This is a genomic window from Pseudomonas sp. UMAB-40 (assembly GCF_900095275.1).
GTDB lineage: Bacteria > Pseudomonadota > Gammaproteobacteria > Pseudomonadales > Pseudomonadaceae > Aquipseudomonas > Aquipseudomonas mandelii_B.
Map to the genome: position 1 here is coordinate 105,201 of NZ_LT607561.1, position 26,533 is coordinate 131,733.

Sequence of the window (26,533 nt, forward strand, 5' to 3'; positions counted from 1 at the left end):
TATGCGTAATCGAATTACGATAAAAATAACCCAGGCGTGCCGAGACCTCTGCAGCAGAGCGACAGGCCATTGCCTACTCCCTGTTCAGGAGGCTCCATGAACCTCGATTCAACGGCGCCAGCGCTGGCTTATCAGTCAGGCTTCGGCAACGAATTCAGCAGTGAAGCGTTGCCCGGCGCATTGCCCGTCGGCCAGAACTCCCCGCAAAAAGCCCCTTACGGCCTCTACACCGAACTGTTCTCCGGCACCGCGTTCACCATGGCCCGCAGCGAAGCGCGACGCACCTGGATGTACCGCATTCAGCCGTCGGCCAATCATCCGGCGTTCGTCAAGCTGGAGCGGCAACTGGCCGGTGGTCCGTTGGGTGAAGTGACCCCCAATCGCCTGCGCTGGAACCCGTTGGACATCCCGACCGAGCCGACCGACTTCATCGACGGGCTGGTGAGCATGGCCGCCAACTCGGGCGCGGACAAACCGGCCGGGATCAGCATCTACAGCTACCGCGCCAACCGTTCCATGGAGCGCGTGTTCTTCAATGCCGACGGTGAACTGTTGCTGGTACCCGAGCAGGGTCGCCTGCGCATCGCCACCGAACTGGGCGTGCTGGACCTGGAGCCGCTGGAAATCGCCGTGCTGCCGCGCGGTCTGAAATTCCGCGTCGAACTGCTTGACCCGCACGCTCGCGGCTACATTGCCGAAAACCACGGCGCGCCGCTGCGCCTGCCGGACCTGGGGCCGATCGGCAGCAACGGTCTGGCCAATGCGCGAGACTTCCTGACACCCGTCGCGCATTACGAAAACCTCAAGCAACCGACCACCCTGGTACAGAAATTCCTCGGCCAGTTGTGGGGCTGCGAGCTCGATCATTCGCCGCTGAACGTGGTCGCCTGGCACGGCAATAACGTGCCTTACAAATACGATCTGCGCCGATTCAACACCATCGGCACCGTGAGTTTCGATCACCCGGATCCGTCGATCTTCACCGTCCTGACCTCGCCGACCAGCGTCCACGGCCTGGCCAATCTGGACTTCGTGATCTTCCCGCCACGCTGGATGGTGGCCGAGAAAACCTTCCGTCCACCGTGGTTCCACCGCAACCTGATGAACGAATTCATGGGCCTGATCAAGGGCGAGTACGACGCCAAGGCCGAAGGTTTCGTGCCCGGCGGCGCGTCGTTGCACAGCTGCATGAGCGCTCACGGCCCGGACGGCGAAACCTGCACCAAGGCAATCAACGCCGAACTGGCGCCAGCGAAAATCGACAACACCATGGCGTTCATGTTCGAGACCAGCCAAGTGCTGCGCCCGAGCCGTTTTGCTCTGGATTGCCCGCAACTGCAAACCAACTACGATGCCTGCTGGGCCACGCTGCCCGCCACTTTCGACCCGACCCGGAGATAACCCATGACTCAGACTTCCATCACTCGTAGCTGGGTTTCTTCCGCCAACGGCCACGCCGATTTCCCTCTGCAAAACCTGCCGCTGGGCGTGTTCAGCGTGAAGGGTTCGGCACCGCGCAGCGGTGTGGCCATTGGCGAACACATTTTTGATCTGGAAGCGGCACTGGACGCTGGCCTGTTCGATGGCCTCGCGAAAACCGCCGTGGAAGCCACCCGTGGCGGCCTGCTCAATGCGTTTTTCGAGCTGGGCCGTGAGGCTCGCGTGGCTCTGCGCGAACGACTGCTGGAACTGTTCGCTGAAGGCAGCACCCTGCACGGCAAGATCGAAGCCCAAGGCGCAAAACTGCTGCCTCTGGCGGCGAATTGCGAGATGCACCTGCCGGCGAAAATCAACGATTACACCGACTTCTACGTCGGCATTGAGCACGCACAGAACGTCGGCAAACTGTTCCGCCCGGACAACCCCTTGCTACCGAACTACAAGTACGTACCGATTGGCTACCACGGTCGTGCCTCGACCATTCGCCCGTCCGGCACCGACGTTCGCCGCCCGAAAGGCCAGACCTTGCCGGCCGGTCAGACCGAGCCGACCTTCGGTCCGTGCGCCCGTCTGGATTACGAACTGGAGCTGGGCATCTGGATCGGCCAGGGCAACGAGATGGGCGACTCGATCGCCATTGCTGATGCGGCCGATCACATTGCCGGTTTCTGCCTGCTCAATGACTGGTCGGCACGGGATATCCAGGCCTGGGAATACCAGCCGCTGGGGCCGTTCCTGTCAAAAAGCTTTATCACCAGCGTCTCGCCGTGGGTCGTGACGGCCGAAGCGCTGGAACCGTTCCGCCGTGCTCAACCGGCGCGCCCTGAAGGCGACCCGCAGCCGCTGCCGTATCTGTTCGACACGCGCGATCAAGCCGCAGGCGCTTTCGATATCGAGCTGGAAGTGCTGTTGCTCACCGAAGGTCTGCGCGAGCAACAACTGCCGGCCCATCGCCTGACCCTCAGCAACACCAAACACATGTACTGGACCGTGGCACAAATGGTCGCGCACCACAGCGTCAACGGCTGCCAGTTGCAGGCCGGTGACCTCTTTGGTTCGGGCACGTTGTCGGGGCCGGAAAACGGTCAATTCGGCAGCTTGCTGGAAATCACCGAAGGCGGGAAAAAGCCGATTGAACTGGCGTCGGGTGAGGTGCGTAAATTCCTCGAAGACGGTGACGAGATTATCCTGCGCGCCCGTTGCAGCCGCGACGGTTTTGCCTCCATCGGTTTCGGCGAATGCCGTGGCAAAGTGATCGCTGCGCGCTAAGAGGATCGGGTCATGGAGCTTTATACCTACTACCGTTCGACGTCGTCGTACCGGGTGCGCATCGCGTTGGCGCTGAAGGGCCTGGATTACCAGGCACTGCCGGTCAACCTGATCGCGCCGCCAGGTGGCGAGCATCGGCAAGCGCCGTATCTGGCCATCAACCCACAAGGCCGCGTGCCGGCCTTGCGCACCGATGAAGGTGACCTGCTGATTCAATCGCCGGCCATCATCGAATACCTGGAGGAACGTTATCCACAGGTGCCGCTGCTGTCCAAAGACCTGGTCGCGCGCGCTCATGAGCGTGGCGTTGCGGCGGTGATCGGCTGCGACGTGCATCCGCTGCATAACGTCAGCGTACTCAACAGGTTGCGGCAGTTGGGCCACGATGAACCGCAGGTGGTGGAGTGGATCGGGCACTGGATCAGCCAGGGGCTGGCGACGGTGGAGCAGTTGATCGGGGAGGAGGGTTATTGCTTTGGGCCGGAGCCAGGTCTGGCGGACGTCTATCTGATACCTCAACTGTACGCAGCCGAGCGGTTCAACATCTCACTCGAAGCGTATCCACGGATTCGCCGAGTGGCGACGTTGGCGGCGCAGCATCCCGCGTTCATCAAGGCCCATCCGGCGAACCAGTCAGACACCCCTAAAACCTGACAACTCCACCCCTGTGGGAGCGGGCTTGCCCGCGATGAGGGTGTATCAGTCGACATTCATTTGGCTGATACGCCGCTATCGCGGGCAAGCCCGCTCGCACAGGGGATCTGTGATTAATGGACGATGGAATTGGGCGGGAGGTGGCCCAGGCGTTCAGTCAGGCGAATCCGCTGGATCGGGTCATCACTGAGCAGCAGCGCATGCTCCAGGTCGAAACGCTCGGCGTTCGGGCAGTCCAGCCGTTGATAGAGGCTGGCCCGGGCCAGGTAATCGGCGGCGTTGGCGTTGCCCAGTTCCAGCACGCGTTCAGCGTCGATCAAGGCCCCGATGTAGTCATCGTGGGAAAGGTGCAGCTGGCGCAGGTTGCGCGACAGCCGTTGCAGCATCTGCACCGGGTCGGCGGTCAGCATATGCTCGGCGTTGAGTTGCATGTTCGGGCCGTACTGGCGTTGCAGCAGTTCACGGCAATCGTTGGGGTACAAGCGGCGCCCACCGCAGGGGTCCAGCAGATGGTCGGCACCCGGTACCCGCAGCAGGAAGTGCCCGGGGAAATTGACCCCGACCAAAGGGATCTCCAGGCGTTTGGCCAACTCCAGTGCGATCAGCCCCAGGGACAGTGGCTGGCCGCGCCTGAGTTCCAGCACTTTGTTGAGCAGGGCCACTTGCGGGCGCAGCGGGGTGAAGTCGTCCTGGGCGAATCCCAGGTCATTCATGCGCCGCAACAGCGGCTGGGCCAGTTCGCTCACCGGTAGCATCGGCAAGCCATAGCTCACCCGCTGTTGCAGGTCCTGGAATTCAGCCAGTACTTTTTCGGGATTCACCTCTTTGTCGTGCTCGGCCGCCATCCACAGCGCGGCCTCGATCAGCGCGGGTGGTGATCGTTGCAGGCAATCAAAAAAACGTTGGCGCGGCGTCATCGAAATCTCCGGGCAATGCCTCGTTTTAGCCCGGTCGCCGACATTCGTCCAGTACCGCACACATGCGGTAGCAGGTTATGCCTGAAAGCCTGCAATGCGGCGCCGCTTATTCCGGTGCGCTTCTGCAAATTTTGCGCGCAAGCCTATACTGGCGACTACAAGAAGTGATTCGGGAGCCCTACGATGTTCGCTCTCATGCAAAGCACTCGCCTTGAATCGCTGCACCTGAGCGTCGACCCGGTCACCGGGTTGAAGGCGGTCATTGCCATTCATAACAGCCGTCTGGGGCCCGCCCTGGGGGGATGTCGTTACCTTGCCTATCCCAGCGACGAATCTGCGGTGGAGGATGCCATTCGCCTGGCGCAGGGCATGAGTTACAAAGCGGCGCTGGCCGGCCTGGCCCAGGGCGGCGGGGTGGCGGTGATTGTCCGACCGGTGCATGTGGAGAATCGCGCGGCGTTGTTTGAAGCTTTCGGCCGCTGCATCAATCAGCTCGACGGGCGCTACATTACCGCGATCGACAGCGGCACCTCGGTGGCGGACATGGATTGCATCGCCCAACAGACCCAGCACGTCACCAGCACCACCTCGGCGGGCGACCCCGCGCCGCACGCAGCGATGGGCGTGTTCACTGGCATCCGTGCCACCGCCATGGCCCGTCTGGGCAGCGACAACCTCGAAGGCCTGCGAGTGGCCATTCAAGGTTTGGGCAACGTCGGTTATGCCTTGGCCGAACAGCTGCACGCCGCTGGCGCTGAACTGCTGGTCAGCGACATTGATCACGGCAAGGTGCAATTGGCGATGGAGCAACTGGGTGCTCACCCGATCGCCAATGACGCGTTGCTCAGTACGCCGTGCGACATTCTCGCGCCCTGCGGCCTGGGCGGTGTGCTCAACAGCCACAGCGTGACGCAACTGCGCTGCTCGGCAGTGGCCGGTTCTGCGAACAATCAGCTGACCCATCTGGAAGTCGCCGATCAACTGGAGCGGCGGGGCATTTTGTATGCGCCGGATTACGTGATCAATTCCGGCGGGCTGATCTACGTTTCACTCAAACACCGTGGCGAAGAGCTCACGACCATTACCGCCCACCTGTCGAAAATCGCCTCGCGGCTGACCGAAGTCTTCGCCCATGCCCAAGCGGAAAAACGCTCTCCGGCACGGGTGGCGGACGAGTTGGCGGAAAAAGTACTGTACCGCTGAGCCACTGCTTTACTGCAGACATGAAAAAGGCCCTGAGCCATTCGACTCAGGGCCTATTCAATTCGGGCATTGTTTACTTCGTTGTCTTGGCGGCTTTGGCTGGCTTGGTCGGCGCAGCGGCTTCACCCTCTTCGACCGGTTCAACCTTTTCAACCACTTCAACCGGCGCATTCAGCAGTTCGGACAACGCATCCGGCTGGCTCTTGAATGCCTTGGCGAACACATCGCGATTCTTCGCCATGTAGATCCCGGCTTCTTCCACTTGCTGTTCGGTCAGGGACGGAACGGCTTTCTGCAACACTTCAGCCAGCAATTCAGCCAGTTCGAGCATTTTGTCATGACGGTCAGCTTCGGCTTTATCCATGAACAAGCGCTCCAGATCTCGGCTGCTGCGGTATACCACTTCGACGGCCATTCACCACCTCACATGCCTTCACATTAGTTGTCTGTTTCGACCACTGTATTTATATACAGCGAAAAGGATAAGCGAATCCCTGCGCTTTGGGTAGTGGCTTTTTAATGTAGACCGAAATGAGGGTTTGTCATTTAAACCGTGGCGCGCCCATCGCTAGCAGGCTAGCTCCCACAGGTGCGACCAAACGCCACGGAGCGCGTTTTAGAGCATCTCGCCATCATGTGGCAGGCGCCCCTGGCCTTTTTTCTGCATGCAGAACAACCGTCACGTCAAAACCGCATCATCCGCTCGAACCGAGCTAAGGAAGAATCATCGTGAAAATCAACTGGGCCGAGAATCTGCGGCAGAACGTGCATCAATTGGCCGAGTCCCTGGGCAATCTGTTCGTCGAGACCTTCCATTACCTGGCGCTGTTCGCCATCGGTGCAGTCACCGCGTGGGCGGCGGTGATGGAATTTCTGGGGATGATCGAAGAAGGGCACATCAAGATCGATGACATCTTGCTGCTGTTCATCTACCTGGAACTGGGGGCGATGGTCGGGATTTACTTCAAGACCAACCACATGCCGGTGCGCTTCCTGATCTACGTGGCGATCACGGCGCTGACGCGGCTGCTGATCTCCAACGTCTCGCACCACAATCCGCCGGACCTGGGGATCATCTACCTGTGCGGCGGGATTCTGCTGTTGGCGTTTGCGATCCTGGTGGTGCGTTACGCTTCGTCGCAATTCCCTTCGGTGAAGATCGAACACCCGCAACGCAAGATCGGTACGGGTTCCGGTGAGCATCCCGAAGTCGAGAAGGGCGAGATTTAAAGGCCCATGGTCGGGCGGGGCCGGGTTTTGGCCTGGGGTGGCGGCAGGTTGCGATTGTCGCCATCGGTCATGGCTTCGAGGATGGCCACGGCGCTGTGGCCCTGTTCGATGGCGATGCCGAACTGAATGCTTTGCACCAGGCGCTTGAGGCGCTTGGGGTCATTGCGTTGTTCGGCGCTGATCACCCGCTTGGCAACCACATGGCCGCTGTTGGAGAGGGTCAGCATGATGCTGCCGTCCAGACCCTGAATGCTCAGGTTGATCTGATAATCCGCTGCAAAGGCATCGGTAATGAGCTGAAAAGGGTTGTCCATGATGCGTCACCGCCTGATTGAACGTGCAGTTGTTGACCGGCCATGATCGGGTTGGTTCGCGTTACCGGACCATCGGCAAGCCGCTCGCTGAGGTTTTCAAAAGTCCTTTTGCCTCTCAGGTGATGAAGCAAGGGCCATGCCGGAAAAATTGTCGAACAATGTTCACGGCAAAAAAGAGGCGGGCACCGAGGCCCGCCTTCTTTTTGCCTGCCCGTTTCAGGGCATGAACGAGTAGATGATCGCAGACAGTGCAATCAAACCGATCAACACCACGAACACGTTCGACGCCTGGCCAGAGTACTGGCGCAAGGCCGGCACGCGGCGGATGGCGTACATCGGCATCAGGAACAACAGGCACGCGATGATCGGCCCGCCGAGGGTTTCGATCATGCCGAGGATGCTCGGGTTGAAGGTCGCCACGGCCCAGCAGCTGAGAATCATGAACAGCGCCGTGATGCGGTTCAGCCAGCTCGCCGACATCACGCGACCACGGCCGCGCAGGCTTTTCACGATCAAGCCCTGAAAGCCTTCGCTGGCGCCGATGTAGTGTCCGAGGAAGGATTTGGTGATCGCCACCAGCGCAATCAGCGGCGCGGCATAAGCGATGACCGGGGTCTGGAAGTGGTTGGCCAGGTACGACAGGATCGAGATGTTCTGCGCCTTCGCCGCCGCCAGGTCAGCCGGGGACAGCGCCAGCACGCAGCTGAAGCAGAAGAACATCACCGTCACCACCATCATCGCGTGGGCGATGGCGAGGATGCCGCTGCTCTTGCGCTCGGCCTGTTCGCCGTACCGCTGTTTCTGGTCAACGGCGAACGCGGAAATGATCGGCGAATGGTTGAACGAGAACACCATCACCGGGATCGCCAGCCACAAGGTTTTGAAGAACAGCGGCAGCGGCATGCCTTCGCTGGCGGTGGCGAAGAACGCGCCGTTCCAGTTCGGGATCAGGCTGACGCCGAGCAGCAGCAACGCCGCGACGAACGGGTAAACCAGCACACTCATGCATTTGACGATGACGCCCTGGCCGCAGCGCACGATCGCCATCAGACCGAGAATCAGCACCAGCGACAGAATCGCTCGCGGTGGCGGGGCGATGTGCAATTGATGCTCCATGAAGCTGCTCAAGGTGTTGGTCAGCGCCACGCTGTACACCAGCAGAATCGGGAAAATCGCGAAGAAATACAGCAGCGTGATCAGCTTGCCGGCGCCGATGCCGAAGTGTTCTTCCACGACTTCGGTGATGTCTCCCGAGCGGCCGGACAGCACGAAGCGGGTCAGTCCCCGGTGAGCGAAATAGGTCATGGGGAATGCCAGCACCGCCAGGATCAGCAGCGGCCAGAAACCGCCTACGCCGGCGTTGATTGGCAGGAACAGCGTGCCGGCGCCGATGGCCGTGCCATAGAGGCCGAGCATCCAGGTGGTGTCGTGTTTGCTCCAGCCCTTGTGGGTTATTTCGCTATTGCGTGTCAGGTCTACAGCGGGATTTTCGGCAGCAGGTGTACGTACATCGGTCATCGTTTGGCCTCGTTATTGTTCTTGCTCGGGCTCACGGTTACGGGCGGTCAGGGAGCGCTCCTCAGCACTCCACCCAGCTCACAGCCAGGCCGCCCCGTGAAGTCTCTTTGTATTTGTCGTGCATGTCGGCGCCGGTATCGCGCATGGTGCGGATCACCCGGTCCAGGGAAATGAAGTGTTTGCCGTCGCCGCGCAGGGCCATTTGCGTGGCGTTGATCGCCTTCACCGCCGCGATGGCGTTGCGCTCGATGCACGGCACTTGCACCAGGCCGCCGACCGGGTCGCAGGTCAGGCCGAGGTTGTGTTCCAGGCCGATTTCAGCGGCGTTTTCCAGTTGCTCGGGCGTGGCGCCGAGCACGTCGGCCAGGCCGGCGGCGGCCATGGCGCAGGCGGAGCCGACTTCACCCTGGCAGCCAACTTCGGCGCCGGAGATGGATGCGTTTTTCTTGCAGAGTATTCCTACAGCCGCCGCGCCCAAAAAGAAGGCGACAACGTCATCGTCCGACGCGTCCGGGTTGAATTTCATGTAGTAGTGCAACACCGCCGGAATGATCCCCGCCGCGCCGTTGGTCGGTGCCGTGACCATGCGCCCGCCCGCTGCGTTTTCTTCGTTCACGGCGAGGGCGAAAAGGTTCACCCACTCCATGGCGGACAGCGTCGACGTGATGACATTCGGCTTGCCGATTTCCAGCAGGCTGCGGTGCAATTTTGCCGCGCGGCGCGGAACATTCAGACCGCCGGGCAGGATGCCCTCGTGACGCAGGCCTTGCTCGACGCACTCACGCATCACCGACCAGATGTGCAGCAAGCCCTGGCGGATTTCAGCTTCGCTGCGCCAGGCCAGTTCGTTGGCCATCATCAACTCGGAGACCCGCAGACCGTGCTGGTTGCAGAGTTTGAGCAGTTCAGCGGCGCTGGAAAAATCGTAGGGCAGCACCACGTCGCTGGCCGGCGCGATACCGGACTCGGCTTCCGCCGCTTCGATGATGAAACCGCCGCCGATCGAGTAGTACGTTTGCTCCGACAACTCACCGGTTTCGCCAAAGGCTGTCAGAGACATGGCGTTAGGGTGGTAAGGCAAACTCTCGTCGAGCAGCAGGAGATCGCGTTGCCAGTTGAAGGCGATGGTCTTGTTGCCAGCCAGAGAGAGCTCACCGGATTCGCGCAGGGTCTGGATTCGGCTGTCGACGGTGGTCGGATCGATGCTGTCCGGCCATTCGCCCATCAGGCCCATGACGCAGGCACGGTCGGTCGCGTGGCCGACACCTGTGGCGGAAAGGGAGCCGTAAAGACGGATTTCTACCCGACGGACGGCGTCGAGCAAATTCTGGTCAATCAGTGCCTGGGCGAAGGTTGCGGCGGCGCGCATCGGGCCGACGGTGTGGGAACTGGACGGACCGATGCCGACTTTGAAGAGATCGAAAACACTGATAGCCATGCTAAAGCCTATACAAGCAATGGAAGAGAAATCGCTGCCATTTTTGTAGGACAAGCGCAATGTCGGCGATACTGCCTACCTCGGTCCTACGTGACCAACGAAACTTCCTAAGACAGCCTTTAGCAGGACTAAACAATGAGTCGCCAATTGCACGCCCAGACTTACGTCTGGCTGCACGTGTTTTCCTGTGCCGCGCGGCACTTGTCGTTCACCCGCTGCGCCGAAGAGCTGCACATCACGCCGGGTGCGGTCAGTCAGCAAATCCGCCAGCTGGAGGAGCGGTTAGGCTTTCGCTTGTTTCACCGCCGTGCGCGCGGCGTGGAATTGAGCGCCGAGGGCCAGCGACTGGCCATCACGGTCAATGAGGCTTACGGCAGCATCGATGCGGAATTGCGACGACTGGACGCCGGAATGATCAGCGGAATTCTGCGGGTGCGTTCGATTCCATCGTTCCTGAGCAAGTGGCTGACCCCGCGACTGCCACGCTTGCAGCAGCGCTTTCCAGACATTCAGTTACGCCTGGTGGCCGAGGACAGCAGCGTGCCGTTGCACGAAGGGGACTTCGACCTGGCGATCGACCTGAACGACGGCAGTTATCCCGGGTTGTTATCCACAACCTTGCTCGACGAGCAGATCTTCCCGGTCTGCGCCCCGAGCCTGCTGCGCGGCCGACCACCGCTGCACGGCCCGGCGGGCCTGGTGCACTTTCCGCTGCTGCACGACATCACCGCCTGGCGCGGCAGTTACGAGTACGCGGAATGGGAGTATTACCTCAATGCCATCGGCTTCGAAGGCGCGGACGTGCGGCGCGGGCATACCTTCAATCGCAATCACCTGACCATCGAAGCGGCGATTGCCGGCATGGGCGTGGCGATTGCGCGGCGCACGTTGCTCAATGATGAACTGGAGCGGGGGACATTGATTGTGCCGTTCGGCCTGGCGGTGCCCAATCACAAGCGCTACGTGCTGCTTTATGCGCCTGGCGCGCTGAGCCATCCGGGCGTGCGCGCGGTGCATGACTGGCTGGTAGAAGAGGCGGGGATTTTCCGGAGCCTGCACCCGCTGGCGGAGCGGCAGATGTGAGCAATTGTGACTAAAGAGAGGTGCGACCCAACTCCCGACCTTAACAGCGCTTTTTGCCGTTGTCCGGCTTTTTTTGCGAATCCATATTTATCTTTTTTTAGGGGTTGAAATGTTCTTCGCGCAGACCGATTGTGTAAGTAAGAGGTCACGGTGATGACGCCCAAGGGCCAGCCGAAAGGCCTCTCGCGAGCTAGCTGAAATAAGGGATGAACTATGCAAATCCAAGTCAACAGCGATAACCATATTCAAAGCAGCATCCGACTGGAGGAGTGGGTACGTACTACCATTGAGAGCACGCTCGAACGTTATGAAGAGGACCTGACACGCGTCGAGGTTCATCTGCGGGACGAGAATGGCGACAAGCCAGGTCCCCATGACATGCGTTGCCAACTGGAAGCGCGGCCAAAAGGCCACCAACCGATTTCTGTCACTCATAAAGCCGACACCCTGGAGCAAGCGATCGACGGTGCGGCGGAAAAACTCGAACATGCGCTTGAGCATCTGTTCGGCAAACTGCGGGGCAAACCACGTGCCGCTGTGGTGCCATTCGAACGAACCGCTGCCGATGCGCTGCTCGAAGATGAGTTTTTCGAGAACGAACAGGCTGCACAAAACGGCTGAAGCCTGATTCACTTTTTACCTTCCCACTGAAAACGGGCCTGCTTATGCAGGCCCGTTCTTGTTTGAGGTGTTCACCAAATCCGCTGGTTCCACGATGACCTGTGGCGAAGGGCTTGTCGAATCGCCGCACCGTCCTGCTCGGCTGCGAAGCAGTCGCAGACTGGCTGACACGATTTGCCAGATTGAACCCAGTTGCAGGTTTTGGGACTGCTTCGCAGTCCAGCGGGAGCAAGCTCCCTTGCCACAGGGGCTGCGACAAACTCAAGTGATGTCGACAGTAATCAAAACGCCACGGATGTCTGCACATAAACCGTCCGCGGCTCGCCCACGTACTTGCCCTTGTTGTTGTCATCAAACGACCGGGTGAAGTACTGGTGGTTGAGGATGTTTTTCACCCCCACCGCCACATTTAAATCCGACAATTTCGGCCCGAAGTCATACGCCGCGCGGCTGCTGAACAGCATGTACCCCGGAATCTTGCCGTTGCTGCCATCAGCGCTTTCGGTCGAGGTGTTGGCGTTGTCGGCAAACTGGTCGCTCTGGTAGCTGCTGTCCAGGTTCAGCTTCCAGGCACCTTCGGTGTAACCCACCCCGATGGTTCCTTTGTGTTTCGAGGAGAACGGCACACGATTGCCCTTGTTCGGTCCGTCTTCGCGGATGGTCGCATCCACGTAGGCGTAAGTGGCGTACACATCGAAGCCGGCCAGCGACGGGCTCAAATCATCGAGCGAATAATTGATGCTGCTTTCGATCCCTTGATGACGGGTCTCGCCGCGAGCGATTACCGAGTCATTGGTCTGATTACTTTCGTACTGGTTGTCGAAGTTGATCAGGAACGTGCCAATTTCCGCTCGCAACGCGCCATTGTCGTAACGGGTACCCAACTCCCAGGTCCGCGCCTTCTCGGGTTTGACTTCACCGCTGGTCACCCGATTCGGCATCTGGCTGTATTGCACGCTGCCGAACGAGCCTTCGGTATTGGCGTAGAGATTCCAGGTGTCTGTCACGTGATAGAGCACGTTCAACGCCGGCAGCGCGGTGTTGTAGTCGCCCTTGTACTTCACGTTCGTCAGGTTGTTGGTCTGCTGCGAATCGATCATCTCGTAGCGAATGCCTGGGGTGAGTGTCCACTTGCCGATGTCGATCCGGTCGTCGACAAAGAATGCATTGGCTTCGGTGCCGCCACGGGTGTCGCGGTCATTGCGGCTGTTGGTGGTCGGATAGGTATTGTTGGCGATTGGTTCGCGGTAGCGCAGTTCGTGGCCGGCTTCGTTGATGTAGCGATAGCCGACACCGACTTCATGGCTGGTCGGGCCGAGGTCGAAGCCTTGGGCGAAACGGGTTTCCAGGCCGCGCACCCAATACTCGCGCGGTGACAACGACAGGAACGTACCCTGATCCAGATAACCGCTGCGCAGGGTTTTGGTGAAGAAGGTGTTGGCCGTGAATTCGCGACGGTCTTCCTGATAGCGATAGCCGAAATTGAACAGCGTCCGGCGGCCCCAGAACTGATCTTTCGGGCGGGTCGACTGGTACGGGTCGGCGTCGTAATCGGCGACGTTCAAGCCGCCGGGCATGTCGGCCTTGCCTTCGTAATATTGAGCCATCGCGTTGAAGCTGTTGGCGTCATCGAGCTGGTATTTGCCCTTGAGAATCAGGTCGTCGATCTGGGTGTCGCTGTGTTCACGCCAGTCGCCGCCGCGGGTGCCGGAATACAACAGCGCGCCGCCCAGACCGTTGTCGGCGGTGCCGCCGGCCAGCAAGTTGCCGGTGGTTTTGAAACCGTCGTGGCTGGAAGACGGGCTGGTGTCGGTCTGGAAACCACCTTTCACGGTCGGCTCGTCGGGAATCGCGCGGGTCACGAAGTTGACCACGCCGCCGACATTCTGCGGGCCGTAACGCACCGCGCCGCCGCCGCGCACCACGTCCACCGCGTCCATGTTGCCGAGGCTCACTGGGGCGAATGACAGTTGCGGCTGGCCGTAAGGTGCGAAGGGCACCGGGATACCGTCCATCAATACGGTCGAGCGGGACGCCAGGCGTGGGTTGAGGCCACGAATGCCGAAGTTCAGCGCCATGTCATGGCTGCCGGTGCCGTTGTTGTCCGGCGCGTTCACGCCGGGGATGCGGTTGAGCACGTCCTTGGCCTGGGTCGCGCCCTGGCGCTCGAACTCCTCGCGGCGGATCACATCACGTGCGCCCGGGTGCTCGAAGACGTTGATGGGCGCCGCCTCGCCCAGCCAGTCGCCGACCACTTTCGAGGTGTCCAGCTCCAGCGCGGTGTCGCCCGCCGGTTGCAGGCTGAAGGCATTGTCGCCCTCGGCGCGCGCTTGCAGGCCGGTGCCTTCGAGCAAAGCGTCCAGGCCCTGCGACGGGGTGAAGCTGCCTTCCAGGCCACGACTCTGCACACCGCGAGTGACTTGCGAACCAAAGGTAATCAACACGCCGGCTTCACGACCGAACTGGTTGAGGGCGTTCTCCAGGGACGACGGTGCGATGTGGTACGGCTTGGCGTCGGCGGCGTGTGCGAGCGGCAGCGCGCCGAAGCTCAGGCTGGCGCCCAGCAAGAGTTGGCGCACGGTGCGGGCCAGCGGGGTGAGGCGGGTGGGGTGCATGGAGGACGATCCTGAGAAGGTGGAATCAAGGGGGCTTTCCTTCTCTGTCACGCCAGATCTGAAAAACGGCTCACATTGGATGAATTTATTTGCTGGGCTGACAATGACCGGCTTTTGTGGCGAGGGAACAAGCTCCCTCGCCACAGGTAAGGTGTCTCGCTCCAGAATTACACCTTCGCTTCGACGGTCACCCAATACCGCGTAAAGCGCCTGACCTTCACCGGCAAACTGATTTCCAGCAGATCAAGAATCCGCTCGCTGTCGTCCAGCGGATACGTCCCGGAGATCAACAAATCCGCCACCTTCGCATCGCAATTAAGCTGCCCTCTACGATAACGGCCGAGCTCGTCGAGAAAGTCGCCGAGGCGCATGTGCGCGGCCACCAGCATGCCGTCGGCCCAGGCGCCGCTGTTGGCGTCCAGCGGCATTGGTTTGCCGACACCGCGCGGGCCGAAACCCAGTTGCCGGGCGGCGGGCAATACCAGTGGTGTGCCACCGTCCGGGGTCAACTCGACACTGCCCTCGAACACGGCCACCTGGGTGCGATCAGCAAACTGCCGGACGTTCAATCGCCCACCTTGCGTGGTCAACACACCCTGCGCGGTCTGCACCTGAAACGCCCGGCTGGCGGTCAACAGCAGTTCGCCCTCCAGCAAACGGATCAGCCGTTGCTGACCCTCCACCCGCACATCCGCCGAACTCGCGGTGTTGAGCTGCAACTGATTGCCTGCGCCGAGCGCCACCTTGCGCCGCTGACCGACGGGGCTGCGGTAATCGGCGAGCAACGGCGGCAGCACGTTGTGTTCGCGCATGCCCCAAGTGACTGCAGAACCTGCGCCGAGAATCAGCAGCAGTTTCAGCGCCTGACGTCGGCTGCCGGACTTCGGCGCATTGAGCGTCGCGTGGGCCAGCGGAGAGGACACACCGCGAAGTCGCTGATTGACCCGCTGGATATGCTCCCACGCCCGTTGATGTTCGCTGTGCGCATCGTGCCATTGCTGCCAGGCATGCTGCTGGCGCGGGTTCAGCGGGCCTTGCTGCATTTCCATCAGCCAGTGCACGGCCTGCTCGGCGACCTGGGAGGAGAAATCCGGAGTGCCGTTCATAGTGCGAAATAGCAGCGCATGGCGGCTTTACTCAAATTGCGTTTGACCGTGGCAATGGAAATGCCCAGTTCGGCCGCGATCTGTGGATAAGTCAGGCCATCGACCTGCGCGAGCAAAAAGGCGCGTTTGACCAGCCTTGGTAAACCGTCCAGCAACTGGTCCAGCTCCATCAGGGTTTGCAGGATGATTGCCCGCTCTTCCTCGGACGGCGCGTACACCTCGGGCATTTGCGCCAGTGCTTCGGTGTAGGCGCGTTCCAGATCCTGGCGACGGTAATGGTTGAACAGCACGCGTTTGGCGATCGTCGTGAGGAACGCTCGCGGTTCGATGATTTGCGGCGTTTCCCGGGCCGTGAGCACGCGAATGAACGTGTCCTGGGCCAGGTCGGCCGCGCTGTCCGGGCAGCCAAGCCTGCGCCGCAACCAACCGGTGAGCCATTGGTGGTGGGCGTGATAGAGGATTTCGACGGGATTGGCGGGCTGCAACAGAACCACTCCGACACAAACGGATACGTTAGAGAACAAGAATTGTTCGCATTGTATTGGTGCGCAACAGCCCCCGGCAATCGGATCTGTTTTGCGTATGAGAATATTTATCATTAATATTGCGCGCTTGCTGGCCCGTGATCTTCACGCGGCCTCACCCGGTTTCAAGGTCGAAACATGAAAGGCAAAATCAGCACGCTCCCCGCTTCTTATCGATTGGCCGTCACTTCACGAGTGCTGGCCGCGGTGTTGGGCGGCTACATCGTCGCGGCGCTGGCCAGTATCAGCCTGAGCTCCTGGTTGCCGATGGCCCGGGCCGAAGCCGTGGTGACCGGGATGATGAGCTCGTTTCTGGCCTATCTGATTGCGGTGTTCTGGTGTTTTGCCTGTCGCAGTGCCTGGCGAGCCTGGTTCGGATTGATCGTGGCGAGCCTGGTGCTGGCAGCGGTGTCCGGGTTGGCGTACTGGATGGGCCACGCATGAAAGAGGGATTTCGTCAGGCGATGGCCTGGTTGCACACTTGGGCCGGGTTGACCTTTGGTTGGTTGTTGTTCGCGATTTTCCTGACCGGCACGCTCGCCTATTTCAAGGACGAGATCAGTCACTGGATGCAGCCCGAGATACCGGCGCGTGCGGTGACCTCCGAAGCCAGTCTGACCCTGGCGCAAAACTACCTCCAGCACCACGCAGCCGGTGCCTCGCGCTGGCTGATCGACTTGCCGAGCGCTCGGGAACCGGGCCTGTCGGTGCGTTGGCAGCAGACGCCGGCCAAACCCGGCGAGCGCGGGCAATTCACCGAGAAACTGCTCGACGCGCAAACCGGCAGTGAAGTGCAGGGCCGCGAATCCATGGGCGGCGACTTCTTCTATCGTTTCCACTTCCAGCTGCAAATGCCCTATCCGTGGGGCCGCTGGTTGTCGACCATCGCAGCCATGGTGATGTTCATCGGCCTGATCACCGGGATCATCACCCACAAGAAAATCTTCAAGGACTTCTTCACCTTCCGCCCCCGCAAAGGCCAGCGGTCCTGGCTGGACGGGCACAACGCGGTGGGCGTTCTGGTGTTGCCGTTCCATCTGATGATCACTTACAGCAGCCTGGTGATTTTCATGGCGATGGTGATGCCGGCGAGCATTCTGGCCTCGTACAAAGGCGATCCCCGCGCGTTTTACGCGGAGGTGTTCCCGGCCTCCAGCACGCCCGAGCTTGCCGGCAAACCGGCCGAACTGGCACCGATGGCGCCGCTGCTGGAGCGGGCGCGCGCGCAGTGGTCGGGCGGCCGGGCGGAACGGCTGACGGTGAACAATCCGGGGGATGCGAATGCCTCGATTGTCGTCTCAAGGGATGACGCCGACCGAGTGATTTATGACGCCAGCAGCGCGGTGACCTTCCACGGCGTGACCGGCCAGCAACTCAGCGCCACGCCGCAGCAACCGGTGCCGATGGCCATCGCCGGCAGTTTCTATGGCTTGCACATGGGCCATTTCGCGAGCCCCGTGCTGCGCTGGCTGTACTTCATTTGCGGGTTGGCGAGCACCGCGATGATCGGCACCGGGCTGGTGATCTGGCTCGGCAAGCGCCAGCTCAAACATGCGAAAAGCGGCGTAATGCCCTTCGAGTTGCGGCTCGTCGAAGTGCTGAACATTGCCAGCATGTCCGGGCTGGTGGTCGCGGTGGCGGCGTTCTTCTGGGCCAATCGGTTGCTGCCGGTGGAGATGGCCACAAGGGCGGATTGGGAAGTGAACAGCTTCTTCATCGTCTGGGGCTTGAGCGCGGTTCATGCGGTGATCCGCCGTGGACGCGCGGCATGGGTCGAGCAACTCGCCGTGGCTGCGTTGCTGTTCTGCGGCGTGCCACTGTTGAATGCGCTCACCACGCCGTATCACTTGGGCGTGACGCTGTCGCAGGGTGACTGGACGCTCGCCGGGTTCGATTTGACGTGCCTGGGCAGTGGCCTGTTCCTGGCTTGGGCTGCCTGGAAAATGCAACGCACCGGGCAGACCGTTCGCGTCGCCAAAGACCGTGCCCGACCGATCACGCTTGAGCAAAAGGTGAACTGAATGCTGTTGGCCCTGCTGCTCTGCTACGGCGGTTTCACCGCGCTGTGTTTATCGATGGATCGGCATCACGCCGAACTGCTGGGGCGCAAATCGTCAGCCCGGCGACGCAAAACGTTCAAGCTGAGCGGCTGGTTGCTGCTGGCCGTTTCGTTATGGGCGGCGGTGGCGAAAACCGGTTGGGGGCTCGGGTTGGTGGAGTGGTTTGCGGTGTTGATGCTCAGCGCCTTGCTGTTGGTGTTGTTGATGCCGTATCGCCCGCGCCTGGCTTTGGCGTTGGCCGGGTTGAGCCTGCTCGCGAGCCCCGTCGCCGTGTTTGCGCAGTGATGATCACCACTCCACCTGAATCACACGATGAAGAGCATCGCGGCGCCCGCGCGCATTTCCTTCAGGTGTTCCTGTCCCAGCGTTCGCAGATGGAAGCGCTGGTGAGCCGGCGTGTCGGCTGCCGAGCGACCGCCGCCGACCTGGTGCAAGACTTGTTTCTGCGTTTCTGGCGGCGGCCGCTGGTGCAGGTCGAGGAACTCAGCACCTATCTTCTGCGTTGCGCCGGCAACATTGCCATCGATCATCTGCGCAGCGAAGGCACGCGGGTGCGGGTCAACGAAGGCTGGATGCCGGATCAACCGGACAGCCAGGGCAGCGAACCACAAGCGGCGCTGGAGGCGGGCAACGACCTGCGTCACGTCGAAGCGGCGTTGCGCGCGTTGCCGGAACGTACCCGGCAGATCTTTCTGCTCAACCGCATCCATGGCCGCAAATATGCGCAGATCGCCAAGGCCATGGGCCTGTCCCAAAGCGCCGTGGAAAAACATATGATGCGCGCCCTCGATGCCTGCAAGGCCAGCCTGCAGGAACCGCCAACGCGCACGCCAGGGAAAGCACCGTGAATCCACTCGACCGCGTCACCCCGACGCCCGCTCAGGAGCAGGCTGCGCTCGCCTGGCTGAGCCTGTTGCACGACCAACCGAGCAGCGGCGATCAACTCACTTTCAGCCGCTGGCTCCAGGCCGATCCCGCCCACGCCGAGGCTTACGCCCAGGCGCAAGTGCTGTGGGAATTGAGCGAAGTGCCGGCGCGAACCCTGGCCGATGAAGACGCTTTCGCCTTGCAGGGTTACCTCAATGCAATGAACCGATCCCGACGTACTAGCGTGCGGCGCTGGTCCGGCGCGCTGGCCATGGCCGCGTGCCTGGTGCTGATGGTCGGCCTCGGCGCGGGTTGGCAGCCGACGCGCTGGATCGATGATCTGGGGGCGGACTATGTGTCTGCGCCGGGGGAAATTCGCACCGTGACACTGGCCGATCAGTCGCAAGTCACGCTGGATGCCGACAGCGCCATCGCTGTGGATTTCAGTCGCGGCGAGCGCCATGTTCAGCTGCGTCGCGGTGCCGGATTTTTTAGCGTGACCCACACGGGCGATCCGTTTGTGGTCGATGCTGAAAAGGGTCAGGCGCGGGTGTTGGGCACGCAGTTCGAAGTGCGTTTGCAGCCCCATGGTGCGCAGGTCACGGTGCTGTCCGGACGGGTCGGCGTGACAGCGGATAAGCACGCCGAGCAGCAGATTCTGACCGCCGGCCAGCAAGTGGCGTATGGCGAGGGTGCGGCGGAAAAATTGCACGCCGTCGACAGCGAAGCGCAACTGGCCTGGCGTCAGGGCTGGCTCAATTACTACAAGACAACGCTCGCCGAGGTGGTGCAAGACCTGGGGCGTTATTACCTGGGGCGAATTGTGCTGCTCAATGATGAATTGGCGACGCGGCGGGTCAGTGGCAGTTTTCCGAGCAAGGACCCGCAGGCGGTGTTGAGTTCGTTGCAGGGCGTTTTGGGGTTTGAGCAGACCAAGGTGATGGGGCATCTGATCATTTTGCGGTGAGGCTACCGGCCCCATCGCGGGCAAGCCCGCTCCCACAGGTTTTGCGAACGCCACAGATCACTGTGGGAGCGGGCTTGCCCGCGATGGCGGCAGATCAGGCACCACATCCCTCAAGGCCAAAAATTATTTTCAACATTTTGATGAGGTAAACCCGACCCTCATCCGTGTAGTGACTGAAACTGCGAGTCATTCGCATCCCGTAGGTTCTACACAGGTCATTGAGCAATGAAGTCCAGGGCAAAACCGGGTTCGGTCAAACAGTGGTTGGGTGCTTCTGCACTGAGTATGTCGGCGTTGGCCTTGCTGCCATCGAGCGTCGCATCGGCCGCTGAGGCGGGCACCACGCAACAGCGCACGCAGTTCAGCTTCGCCATCGCTGCCAAGCCGCTGCCCCAGGCCTTGAGCGACTTCAGCCGCGTCACCGGTATCAGCGTGGTCTACACCGATGAAGCGCCCTACGGCCTCACCGCCCCGGCGGTCAATGGCCCGTTGAGCGCCGAGCAGGCGCTGCAGCGTTTGCTCAGCGGTTCGGGCTTCACCTTCCGCCGTAGCGATGCTCACACCCTGGTGCTTGAACCGCTGCCCAGCGCCGGCACGTTGAATCTGGGCACGACCACCATCAACTCGGTGGCCGATCAGTCCATGAGCTATCAACCGCCGCCCACCAGTTCGGTGATGCGCTCGTCGGCCTTGCTCCAGGAAATCCCGCAGACCGTCAACGTCATTCCGGCCCAGGTCATTCGCGATCAGGCACCGCGCAATTTGGATGACGCACTGGCCAACGTCAGCGGCATCACCCAGGGCAACACGCTGGCGAGCACTCAGGATTCGGTGATGACTCGCGGTTTCGGCGACAACCGCAACGGCTCGATCATGCGCGACGGCATGCCGATCGTGCAGGGCCGAGGCATGAATGCGACCGTGGACCGGGTCGAAGTGCTCAAGGGACCGGCCTCGCTGCTGTACGGCATCCAGGACCCGGGCGGCGTGGTCAACATGGTCAGCAAGAAACCCGAGATGGAGCAATACAACGCCCTGACGCTGCGCGGCTCGACCTACGGCGACGGCAAAAACGGCAGCGGCGGCGGCCTCGACAGCACCGGCGCGCTCGGTGATTCCGGCTTCGCTTACCGCATGGTGCTGGACCACGAAGACGAAGATTACTGGCGCAACTTCGGCACCCACCGCGAAACGCTGGTGGCGCCGTCGCTGGCCTGGTTCGGCGAAAGCACCAAGCTGCTTTTCTCCTACGAACACCGCGAGTTCCTGACCCCGTTCGACCGCGGCACGGTCATCGATCCGCGCACCAACCATCCGTTGGACATCTCGCGCAATGAACGCCTGGACGAGCCCTTCAACAACATGGAAGGCCGCTCGGACCTCTACCACTTCGAGGCCGATCACGAGCTCAATGACAACTGGAATGCCCACTTCGGCTACAGCTGGAACCGTGAAACCTACGACGCCAGCCAGGTGCGCGTCACCGCCATCGACACCCGACGCGGCACGCTGACCCGCAGCATGGACGGCACTCAGAACGCGATCAGCACCGACCGTTTCACCACCGCCAGCCTCGAAGGCAAGGTGAACGTGTTGGGTATGCAACACGACCTGGTGTTCGGCGTCGATGACGAATACCGCAAGATCTACCGCGAAGACCTGATCCGCCAGAAAAGCCTGAGCACCTTCAGCTACGTCAATCCGGTCTACGGTCGCGAAGTCGCCGGCACCACGGTCAGCCCGGCGGACAGTGCGCAGACCGATGAGCTGCGCAGCGATTCGATCTTCCTGCAGGACTCTATCCACCTCACCGATCAATGGATTTTCGTCGCAGGCGCACGCTTTCAGGAATACGACCAGTACGCCGGCAAGGGCGTGCCGTTTCAGGCCAACACCGACAGCAACGGTCAGAAATGGGTGCCGCGCGCCGGTCTGGTTTATCGCTTCACCGATGAGCTGTCGTTCTACGGCAGCTACACCGAATCGTTCAAACCCAACTCGACCATCGCGCCGTTGAGCGGCAGCAGCACCGTGCTCGACGGCAGCGTCGCGCCGGAAGAAGCCAAGTCCTGGGAAATCGGCGCCAAGCTTGATATGCCAGGGCGCGTGACCGGCAACGTCGCGCTGTTCGACATCAAGAAACGCAACGTGCTGGTGGCCAACTCCGAAGGCCCGGTGACGATTTACAGCGCCGCCGGCGAAGTGCGCTCCCGTGGTCTGGAAGTGGATTTGAGCGGCCAGCTCAGCGACCGCTGGAGCATGATCGGCAGCTATGCCTACACCGACGCCGAAGTCACCGAAGACCCGACCTACAAGGGCAAAAAACTGCAAAACGTCGCAAAGAACAGCGGCTCGCTGTCGGCGGTCTATGACTTCGGGACCATTGTCGGCGGCGATCAACTGCGGGTCGGCGCGGGTGCGCGTTACGTCGGCGAGCGGGCGGGTAACGCCGTCAACGATTTCGACCTGCCGAGCTACACCGTGGCCGATGCGTTCGCGACCTACGACACCAAGGTTGAAGGGCAAAAGGTCAAGTTTCAGCTCAACGTGAAGAACCTGTTTGACCGCACCTACTACACCTCGGCTGCGAGCCGGTTCTTTGTGTCGATGGGGGATTCGCGGCAGATTTCGTTGTCCAGCACACTGGAATTCTGATCGCAGACCGCGTCATCGTTCATCGCGGGCAAGCCCGGCTCCCACAGGGATAGTGTCGTTCACAAAAGATAGGTTCGACACCTGACCTGTGGGAGCCGGGCTTGCCCGCGATGGCGATTTCGAAGACGCTGAAAATCTAGGAGTTAACGCAAAAACGCCTGCCGATACTCCCCAGGCGTCCCCCCCAAAACCTGCCGAAACCGATTGGTGAAATGACTCGCGCTGGCAAACCCGCACGCCAGCGCAATCTCCCCCAAAGGCTGCGAGGTCGAACGCAACAACTCCCGCGCCCGGCTCACTCTGCGCGCCAACACATACTGATGCGGCGGCAAGCCAAAGCTCTCCCGAAACATCCGCGCAAAGTGATATTCCGACAGCGCACACAACGCCGCCAGTTGCCCCAGGCTGATCGCCTCGGCCAACTGATTGTCGATGAACTCCACCAACTGCCGCCGCTGATGCGCCGCCAAGCCACCTTTTAACCGTAAGCCTTCACGCATCCCGACCTGGCCGAGCAACACGTGACTGAGCATTTCGTGAGCCAGGCTGCTGGTGAGCAGGCGTTCGCCGGGCTCATCCCAGTTGAGGGTGAGCATCTGCCGAAAGCGTCGGGCCTGTGCTGGATCGTCAAGGAAAGTGGCTTCGCGCAATTGCAGTTCGCGTGGCTCGCGGTCCAGCAGCGTGACACAGCCGAGGGCGAATTGTTCGGGGCTGAAATACACATGGGCCAGGCGAATGTCGCCGTTGATCACCCAACCCGATTGATGCTCGGCCGGCAGGATGCACAGCTTGTCCGGGCCGCCCTTGGTGCCGGGCTGGTCGCGGCGGAACGTGCCGGTGCCGCCGGCGATGTAGCAGGACAAGGTGTGGTGGCTTGGGGCTTCGTAGTCTTGGGCATCGTGATGGTTGCTCCACAGGGCTGCAGCCATGCCGTCACCAAGCTCGGCGCTTTGCTCCAGACGAGCATTGGGCGAGCGGTTGAGGGCTTGAAAGACTTGCAGGGTTTCCAGTGCGGGCATGATCGCTTCTCTCCAACACCTTGCATCCTACTCCGTAGACCATGCGCTGCCAGCCTCTGCCACGACAAAAGCGCAAGTTTATGCAAGTGCGCCCACGCTTGGCGCAGGACACTGAGTTCCTATCGAGGAGCCTTTGTCATGAACCTGTCGTTGTACTTGCTGACCGTGCTGATCTGGGGCACCACTTGGATTGCCTTGAAATGGCAGCTGGGTGTGGTGGCCATTCCCGTGTCGATCGTTTATCGCTTCGGCCTCGCGGCGCTGGTGCTGTTCGTCCTGTTGCTGCTCAGCCGACGCCTGCAAGTGATGAACCGTCGCGGGCATTTGATCTGTCTGGCACAGGGCTTGTGCCTGTTCTGCGTCAACTTCATGTGTTTCCTGACCGCCAGCCAGTGGATTCCCAGCGGTCTGGTCGCCGTGGTGTTTTCCACGGCCACGTTGTGGAATGCGCTCAATGCACGGGTGTTCTTCGGCCAGAAAATCGCTCGCAACGTTTTGATGGGCGGTGCGCTGGGCCTGTCCGGGCTTGGCCTGTTGTTCTGGCCGGAACTGGCCGGCCACACCGCCAGCCCGGAAACCCTGCTCGGCCTGGGCTTGGCATTGCTTGGAACCCTGTGTTTCTCGGCCGGTAACATGCTCTCGAGCTTGCAACAGAAGGCCGGTTTGAAACCGTTGACCACTAACGCCTGGGGCATGGCGTATGGCGCCGCGATGTTGTCGGTGTGGTGTCTGCTCAAGGACATTCCGTTCGACATGGAATGGAACGCGCGTTACATCGGCTCGCTGCTGTACCTGGTGATTCCGGGTTCGGTCATTGGCTTCACCGCTTACTTGACGCTGGTCGGGCGTATGGGCCCGGAGCGGGCGGCCTATTGCACCGTGCTGTTCCCGGTCGTGGCGCTCAATGTCTCGGCGTTTGCCGAAGGCTATCAATGGACCGCGCCGGCATTGGTGGGGTTGGTGTTGGTGATGCTGGGCAACGTACTGGTGTTCCGCAAACCCAAGGCGCCGATAGCGCAAGGCAATGGCAAGCTCGCATGAAAGCGTTGGGGGCCGAGTGCGCTTAGCGTTCGGTCCTGAGCGCAACGAATATCAGCAGCGGAAGTATGAAGTCGACAATATGCCGGGCCCAGTCCTTGGCATTCCAGGTGTGTGATTCGTCCATGTTGAACCATTCAACGCCGATCACTTGCAGACAAACGTAGTAGACAAATATGGCGATCAATAATCCGATGATTGAGAACTTTTTGGCCTCATGGAATAGGTCGGCAGACGCGTTCAGGTTTCGGTAAAGGTGATAGGCACCGACCAGGCAAAAGGCGGTATAGATAACTTCAAGTGTAATGATGAACCAATAGATCCGGTGGTGGAGCATGGGTGAGGTGATTGCCCGGTAGTTCAGCTTAATGTTTTCCCTTGTGGTGTCCATGCTCAGGATGTGGCCGACGTATTCATAGTTGGATGCGTAGTCGGTGAAGTTGCTGTACATCACCAAAAGGCCAAAAAAGCTTATATAAGCCATTAATGATAATTTGCTGTATCTGATGATCTTGTCGGTGGTTAGGCTGTTCAAGTTTAATGTGCTCCAACACTATTTTTCGTGAGTCGAATAAGCAGTGATGAGTGTATAGCGCTTGAACTTTTTTAGTGAGTTGACTGAATTGCAAGTTATGTAAGAAGCGGGCAGATACTTGATAAGTATTTGCCCGTTTTAGTTAGCCTTTCCACACTTGCGGATTGACCAGATCTTGCGGCCGCTCGCCCAGCAGTGCGCTGCGCAGGTTAGCCAACGCGCGGTTGGCCATGGCCTCGCGGGTTTCATGGGTCGCGGAGCCGATGTGCGGCAACGTCACCGCGTTTTTCAGCTGGAACAACGGCGACTCGGCCAGCGGTTCTTTCTCGTAGACGTCCAGCCCGGCGCCGCGAATGCGGTTGTTTTGCAGCGCTTCGATCAGGGCAGGCTCGTCGACGACCGGACCGCGGGCGATGTTGACCAGGATGGCGCTCGGCTTCATCAGGGCCAGTTCGCGGTGGCTGATCAAGTGCCGGGTTTTCTCGCTGAGCGGGACGACGAGGCAGACGAAATCGGCTTCGGCCAGCAGTTCGTCAAGGTTGCGGAACTGCGCGCCGAGTTCTTGTTCCAGCTCGGTCTTGCGGCTGTTGCCGCTGTAGATGACTGGCATGTTGAAGCCCAGGCGACCGCGACGGGCAATGGCCGCGCCGATGTTGCCCATGCCGACGATGCCCAGGGTTTTGCCGTGTACATCGCAGCCGAACAGCGGGGCGCCGACGGTGGCTTGCCATTGGCCGGCCTTGGTCCAGGCGTCGAGTTCGGCGACGCGGCGGGCACTGCTCATGAGCAGGGCGAATGCCAGGTCGGCGGTGCTTTCGGTGAGCACATCCGGCGTGTTGGTCAGCATGATCCCGCGTTCGTTGAAGTAGGCGACATCGTAGTTGTCGTAGCCGACGGAGACGCTGGAGACGACTTCAAGGTTGGTGGCGTTTTCCAGTTGTGCGCGGCCGAGTTTGCGACCGACGCCGATCAGGCCGTGGGCGTGGGGCAGGGCTTCGTTGAATTGGGCGTTGATGTCGCCGTTTTTCGGATTGGGGACGATGACGTCGAAGTCTTGCTTGAGGCGCTCGACCATTTCCGGGGTGATGCGGCTGAAGGCGAGGACGGTCTTTTTCATGGGAGGAGGGCTCGTCGGGGCTTGGTGAATGCCAAGCACGCTAACATTCTTTTCCAGCATTGTGCGAGTGGGCGGGGTGACTGCGGGGATTTGTGATGTACCCAATACAATTGTGGGAGCTGGCTTGCCAGCGATGGCGGCCTAATAGCCGACCAGTCTCTTTCAGGTGTACATATCCATTCCTGCGGTAACGGCGGCTGGCGGTTTCGCCCTTACGGCGAGTCCCTTTTGGCAAACGCCCGGAGTGCCGGCCCAGCCAAAAGGAACCAAAAGGTCTCGCCCCAAGCGTCCGGCCCCTCGCTAAGGCTCGGCGTACCTTCGCTCCGGTATCCATCCGGGGACA

General features: G+C 60.8%; 24 protein-coding genes and 1 pseudogene. 14 read left to right on the top strand and 11 right to left on the bottom strand.

Going from position 1 to position 26,533, the window contains the following annotated elements:
- Positions 1-96 precede the first annotated feature (96 nt).
- The 3 genes from hmgA to maiA are packed head-to-tail and all read left to right on the top strand — an operon-like array spanning position 97 to position 3,363.
- On the top strand, positions 97-1,401 hold the full coding sequence (hmgA, locus tag K0F88_RS16720; RefSeq protein ID WP_219095755.1) for a homogentisate 1,2-dioxygenase: 1,305 nt from the start codon (positions 97-99) through the stop codon (positions 1,399-1,401).
- 3 nt (positions 1,402-1,404) lie between these two features.
- The gene (gene fahA / locus K0F88_RS16725) at positions 1,405-2,709 is read left to right on the top strand and encodes a fumarylacetoacetase (protein ID WP_219095756.1); all 1,305 of its coding nucleotides are present in this window, start codon (positions 1,405-1,407) and stop codon (positions 2,707-2,709) included.
- Between the two features lie 12 nt (positions 2,710-2,721).
- A complete protein-coding gene (gene maiA / locus K0F88_RS16730; RefSeq protein WP_219095757.1) occupies positions 2,722-3,363 on the top strand; it encodes a maleylacetoacetate isomerase in 642 nt (213 codons plus the stop codon).
- A 113-nt stretch (positions 3,364-3,476) separates the two neighbouring features.
- On the opposite strand, the gene K0F88_RS16735 is transcribed toward maiA, so the two are convergent.
- Positions 3,477-4,280, bottom strand: a complete 804-nt coding sequence (locus tag K0F88_RS16735) for a SirB1 family protein (RefSeq protein ID WP_219095758.1) — start codon at positions 4,278-4,280, stop codon at positions 3,477-3,479.
- A gap of 183 nt (positions 4,281-4,463) precedes the next feature.
- Between K0F88_RS16735 and K0F88_RS16740 the strand changes: the two genes are divergently transcribed.
- Positions 4,464-5,483 carry a Glu/Leu/Phe/Val dehydrogenase dimerization domain-containing protein gene (locus tag K0F88_RS16740; RefSeq protein WP_219095759.1) on the top strand — a complete coding sequence of 340 codons (1,020 nt, stop codon included), beginning with the start codon at positions 4,464-4,466 and terminating at the stop codon, positions 5,481-5,483.
- A gap of 175 nt (positions 5,484-5,658) precedes the next feature.
- Here the strand turns inward: K0F88_RS16740 and K0F88_RS16745 are convergent.
- Positions 5,659-5,898: pseudogene (locus K0F88_RS16745) on the bottom strand (YebG family protein); the annotation flags it as partial.
- A 314-nt stretch (positions 5,899-6,212) separates the two neighbouring features.
- Here K0F88_RS16745 and K0F88_RS16750 point away from each other — a divergent pair.
- The gene (locus K0F88_RS16750; RefSeq protein ID WP_172792284.1) at positions 6,213-6,713 is read left to right on the top strand and encodes a phosphate-starvation-inducible protein PsiE; all 501 of its coding nucleotides are present in this window, start codon (positions 6,213-6,215) and stop codon (positions 6,711-6,713) included.
- Here K0F88_RS16750 and K0F88_RS16755 read toward each other — a convergent pair.
- The 3 genes from K0F88_RS16755 to K0F88_RS16765 form a co-directional block, all read right to left on the bottom strand.
- Positions 6,710-7,027, bottom strand: coding sequence for a DUF3509 domain-containing protein (locus K0F88_RS16755; protein ID WP_094469041.1), 318 nt, complete (start codon positions 7,025-7,027; stop codon positions 6,710-6,712). The two genes, K0F88_RS16750 and K0F88_RS16755, sit on opposite strands and share 4 nt — an antisense overlap.
- A 216-nt stretch (positions 7,028-7,243) precedes the next feature.
- Positions 7,244-8,545 carry an HAAAP family serine/threonine permease gene (locus tag K0F88_RS16760; protein ID WP_219095761.1) on the bottom strand — a complete coding sequence of 434 codons (1,302 nt, stop codon included), beginning with the start codon at positions 8,543-8,545 and terminating at the stop codon, positions 7,244-7,246.
- A gap of 61 nt (positions 8,546-8,606) precedes the next feature.
- Positions 8,607-9,983, bottom strand: a complete 1,377-nt coding sequence (locus K0F88_RS16765) for an L-serine ammonia-lyase (protein WP_219095762.1) — start codon at positions 9,981-9,983, stop codon at positions 8,607-8,609.
- 135 nt (positions 9,984-10,118) lie between these two features.
- On the opposite strand from K0F88_RS16765, the gene K0F88_RS16770 reads away from it, so the two are divergent.
- Both K0F88_RS16770 and K0F88_RS16775 read left to right on the top strand, forming a co-directional pair.
- Positions 10,119-11,066: a LysR substrate-binding domain-containing protein gene (locus tag K0F88_RS16770; protein WP_219095763.1), complete on the top strand. Its 948-nt coding sequence runs from the start codon at positions 10,119-10,121 to the stop codon at positions 11,064-11,066.
- 213 nt (positions 11,067-11,279) lie between these two features.
- A complete protein-coding gene (locus K0F88_RS16775; protein WP_219095764.1) occupies positions 11,280-11,687 on the top strand; it encodes an HPF/RaiA family ribosome-associated protein in 408 nt (135 codons plus the stop codon).
- 281 nt (positions 11,688-11,968) lie between these two features.
- Here the strand turns inward: K0F88_RS16775 and fecA are convergent, their stop codons facing one another.
- From fecA to K0F88_RS16790, 3 genes are all read right to left on the bottom strand, one after another.
- Positions 11,969-14,302 carry a TonB-dependent Fe(3+) dicitrate receptor FecA gene (gene fecA, locus K0F88_RS16780; protein WP_219095765.1) on the bottom strand — a complete coding sequence of 778 codons (2,334 nt, stop codon included), beginning with the start codon at positions 14,300-14,302 and terminating at the stop codon, positions 11,969-11,971.
- Positions 14,303-14,469: 167 nt separating this feature from the next.
- Entirely contained in the window at positions 14,470-15,408 is a 939-nt protein-coding gene (locus K0F88_RS16785; protein WP_219095766.1) for a FecR domain-containing protein, read from the bottom strand.
- Positions 15,405-15,893 (bottom strand): sigma-70 family RNA polymerase sigma factor, encoded by a 489-nt coding sequence (locus tag K0F88_RS16790; protein ID WP_219095767.1) that lies wholly within the window; start codon positions 15,891-15,893, stop codon positions 15,405-15,407. The genes K0F88_RS16785 and K0F88_RS16790 overlap by 4 nt, the downstream gene beginning before the upstream one ends.
- 177 nt (positions 15,894-16,070) lie before the next feature.
- On the opposite strand from K0F88_RS16790, the gene K0F88_RS16795 reads away from it, so the two are divergent.
- The 6 genes from K0F88_RS16795 to K0F88_RS16820 all read left to right on the top strand — a co-directional run bounded on the left by K0F88_RS16795 (position 16,071) and on the right by K0F88_RS16820 (position 22,481).
- A complete protein-coding gene (locus K0F88_RS16795) occupies positions 16,071-16,376 on the top strand; it encodes a DUF3649 domain-containing protein (RefSeq protein WP_094469036.1) in 306 nt (101 codons plus the stop codon).
- Positions 16,373-17,953 carry a PepSY domain-containing protein gene (locus tag K0F88_RS16800; RefSeq protein ID WP_219095768.1) on the top strand — a complete coding sequence of 527 codons (1,581 nt, stop codon included), beginning with the start codon at positions 16,373-16,375 and terminating at the stop codon, positions 17,951-17,953. The genes K0F88_RS16795 and K0F88_RS16800 overlap by 4 nt, the downstream gene beginning before the upstream one ends.
- A complete protein-coding gene (locus tag K0F88_RS16805) occupies positions 17,954-18,277 on the top strand; it encodes a DUF3325 domain-containing protein (RefSeq protein ID WP_094469034.1) in 324 nt (107 codons plus the stop codon). It abuts the gene before it with no gap.
- Positions 18,277-18,840, top strand: a complete 564-nt coding sequence (locus K0F88_RS16810; protein ID WP_219095769.1) for an RNA polymerase sigma factor — start codon at positions 18,277-18,279, stop codon at positions 18,838-18,840. The genes K0F88_RS16805 and K0F88_RS16810 overlap by 1 nt, the downstream gene beginning before the upstream one ends.
- Positions 18,837-19,826: a FecR family protein gene (locus K0F88_RS16815; RefSeq protein ID WP_219095770.1), complete on the top strand. Its 990-nt coding sequence runs from the start codon at positions 18,837-18,839 to the stop codon at positions 19,824-19,826. Before K0F88_RS16810 ends, K0F88_RS16815 begins: the two co-directional genes overlap by 4 nt.
- A 225-nt stretch (positions 19,827-20,051) precedes the next feature.
- Positions 20,052-22,481 (top strand): TonB-dependent receptor, encoded by a 2,430-nt coding sequence (locus K0F88_RS16820; RefSeq protein WP_219095771.1) that lies wholly within the window; start codon positions 20,052-20,054, stop codon positions 22,479-22,481.
- Between the two features lie 143 nt (positions 22,482-22,624).
- Here K0F88_RS16820 and K0F88_RS16825 read toward each other — a convergent pair whose 3' ends face one another.
- The gene (locus K0F88_RS16825) at positions 22,625-23,500 is read right to left on the bottom strand and encodes an AraC family transcriptional regulator (RefSeq protein WP_219095772.1); all 876 of its coding nucleotides are present in this window, start codon (positions 23,498-23,500) and stop codon (positions 22,625-22,627) included.
- Positions 23,501-23,638: 138 nt separating this feature from the next.
- On the opposite strand from K0F88_RS16825, the gene K0F88_RS16830 reads away from it, so the two are divergent.
- Complete coding sequence (locus K0F88_RS16830) at positions 23,639-24,541, top strand: DMT family transporter (RefSeq protein WP_219095773.1); 903 nt, start codon at positions 23,639-23,641, stop codon at positions 24,539-24,541.
- A gap of 22 nt (positions 24,542-24,563) precedes the next feature.
- Here K0F88_RS16830 and K0F88_RS16835 read toward each other — a convergent pair whose 3' ends face one another.
- Together K0F88_RS16835 and K0F88_RS16840 are read right to left on the bottom strand one after the other, a co-directional pair.
- The gene (locus tag K0F88_RS16835) at positions 24,564-25,073 is read right to left on the bottom strand and encodes a DUF2165 family protein (protein ID WP_094469028.1); all 510 of its coding nucleotides are present in this window, start codon (positions 25,071-25,073) and stop codon (positions 24,564-24,566) included.
- A gap of 142 nt (positions 25,074-25,215) precedes the next feature.
- Positions 25,216-26,190 carry a D-glycerate dehydrogenase gene (locus K0F88_RS16840; protein ID WP_219095774.1) on the bottom strand — a complete coding sequence of 325 codons (975 nt, stop codon included), beginning with the start codon at positions 26,188-26,190 and terminating at the stop codon, positions 25,216-25,218.
- Positions 26,191-26,533: the final 343 nt, after the last annotated feature.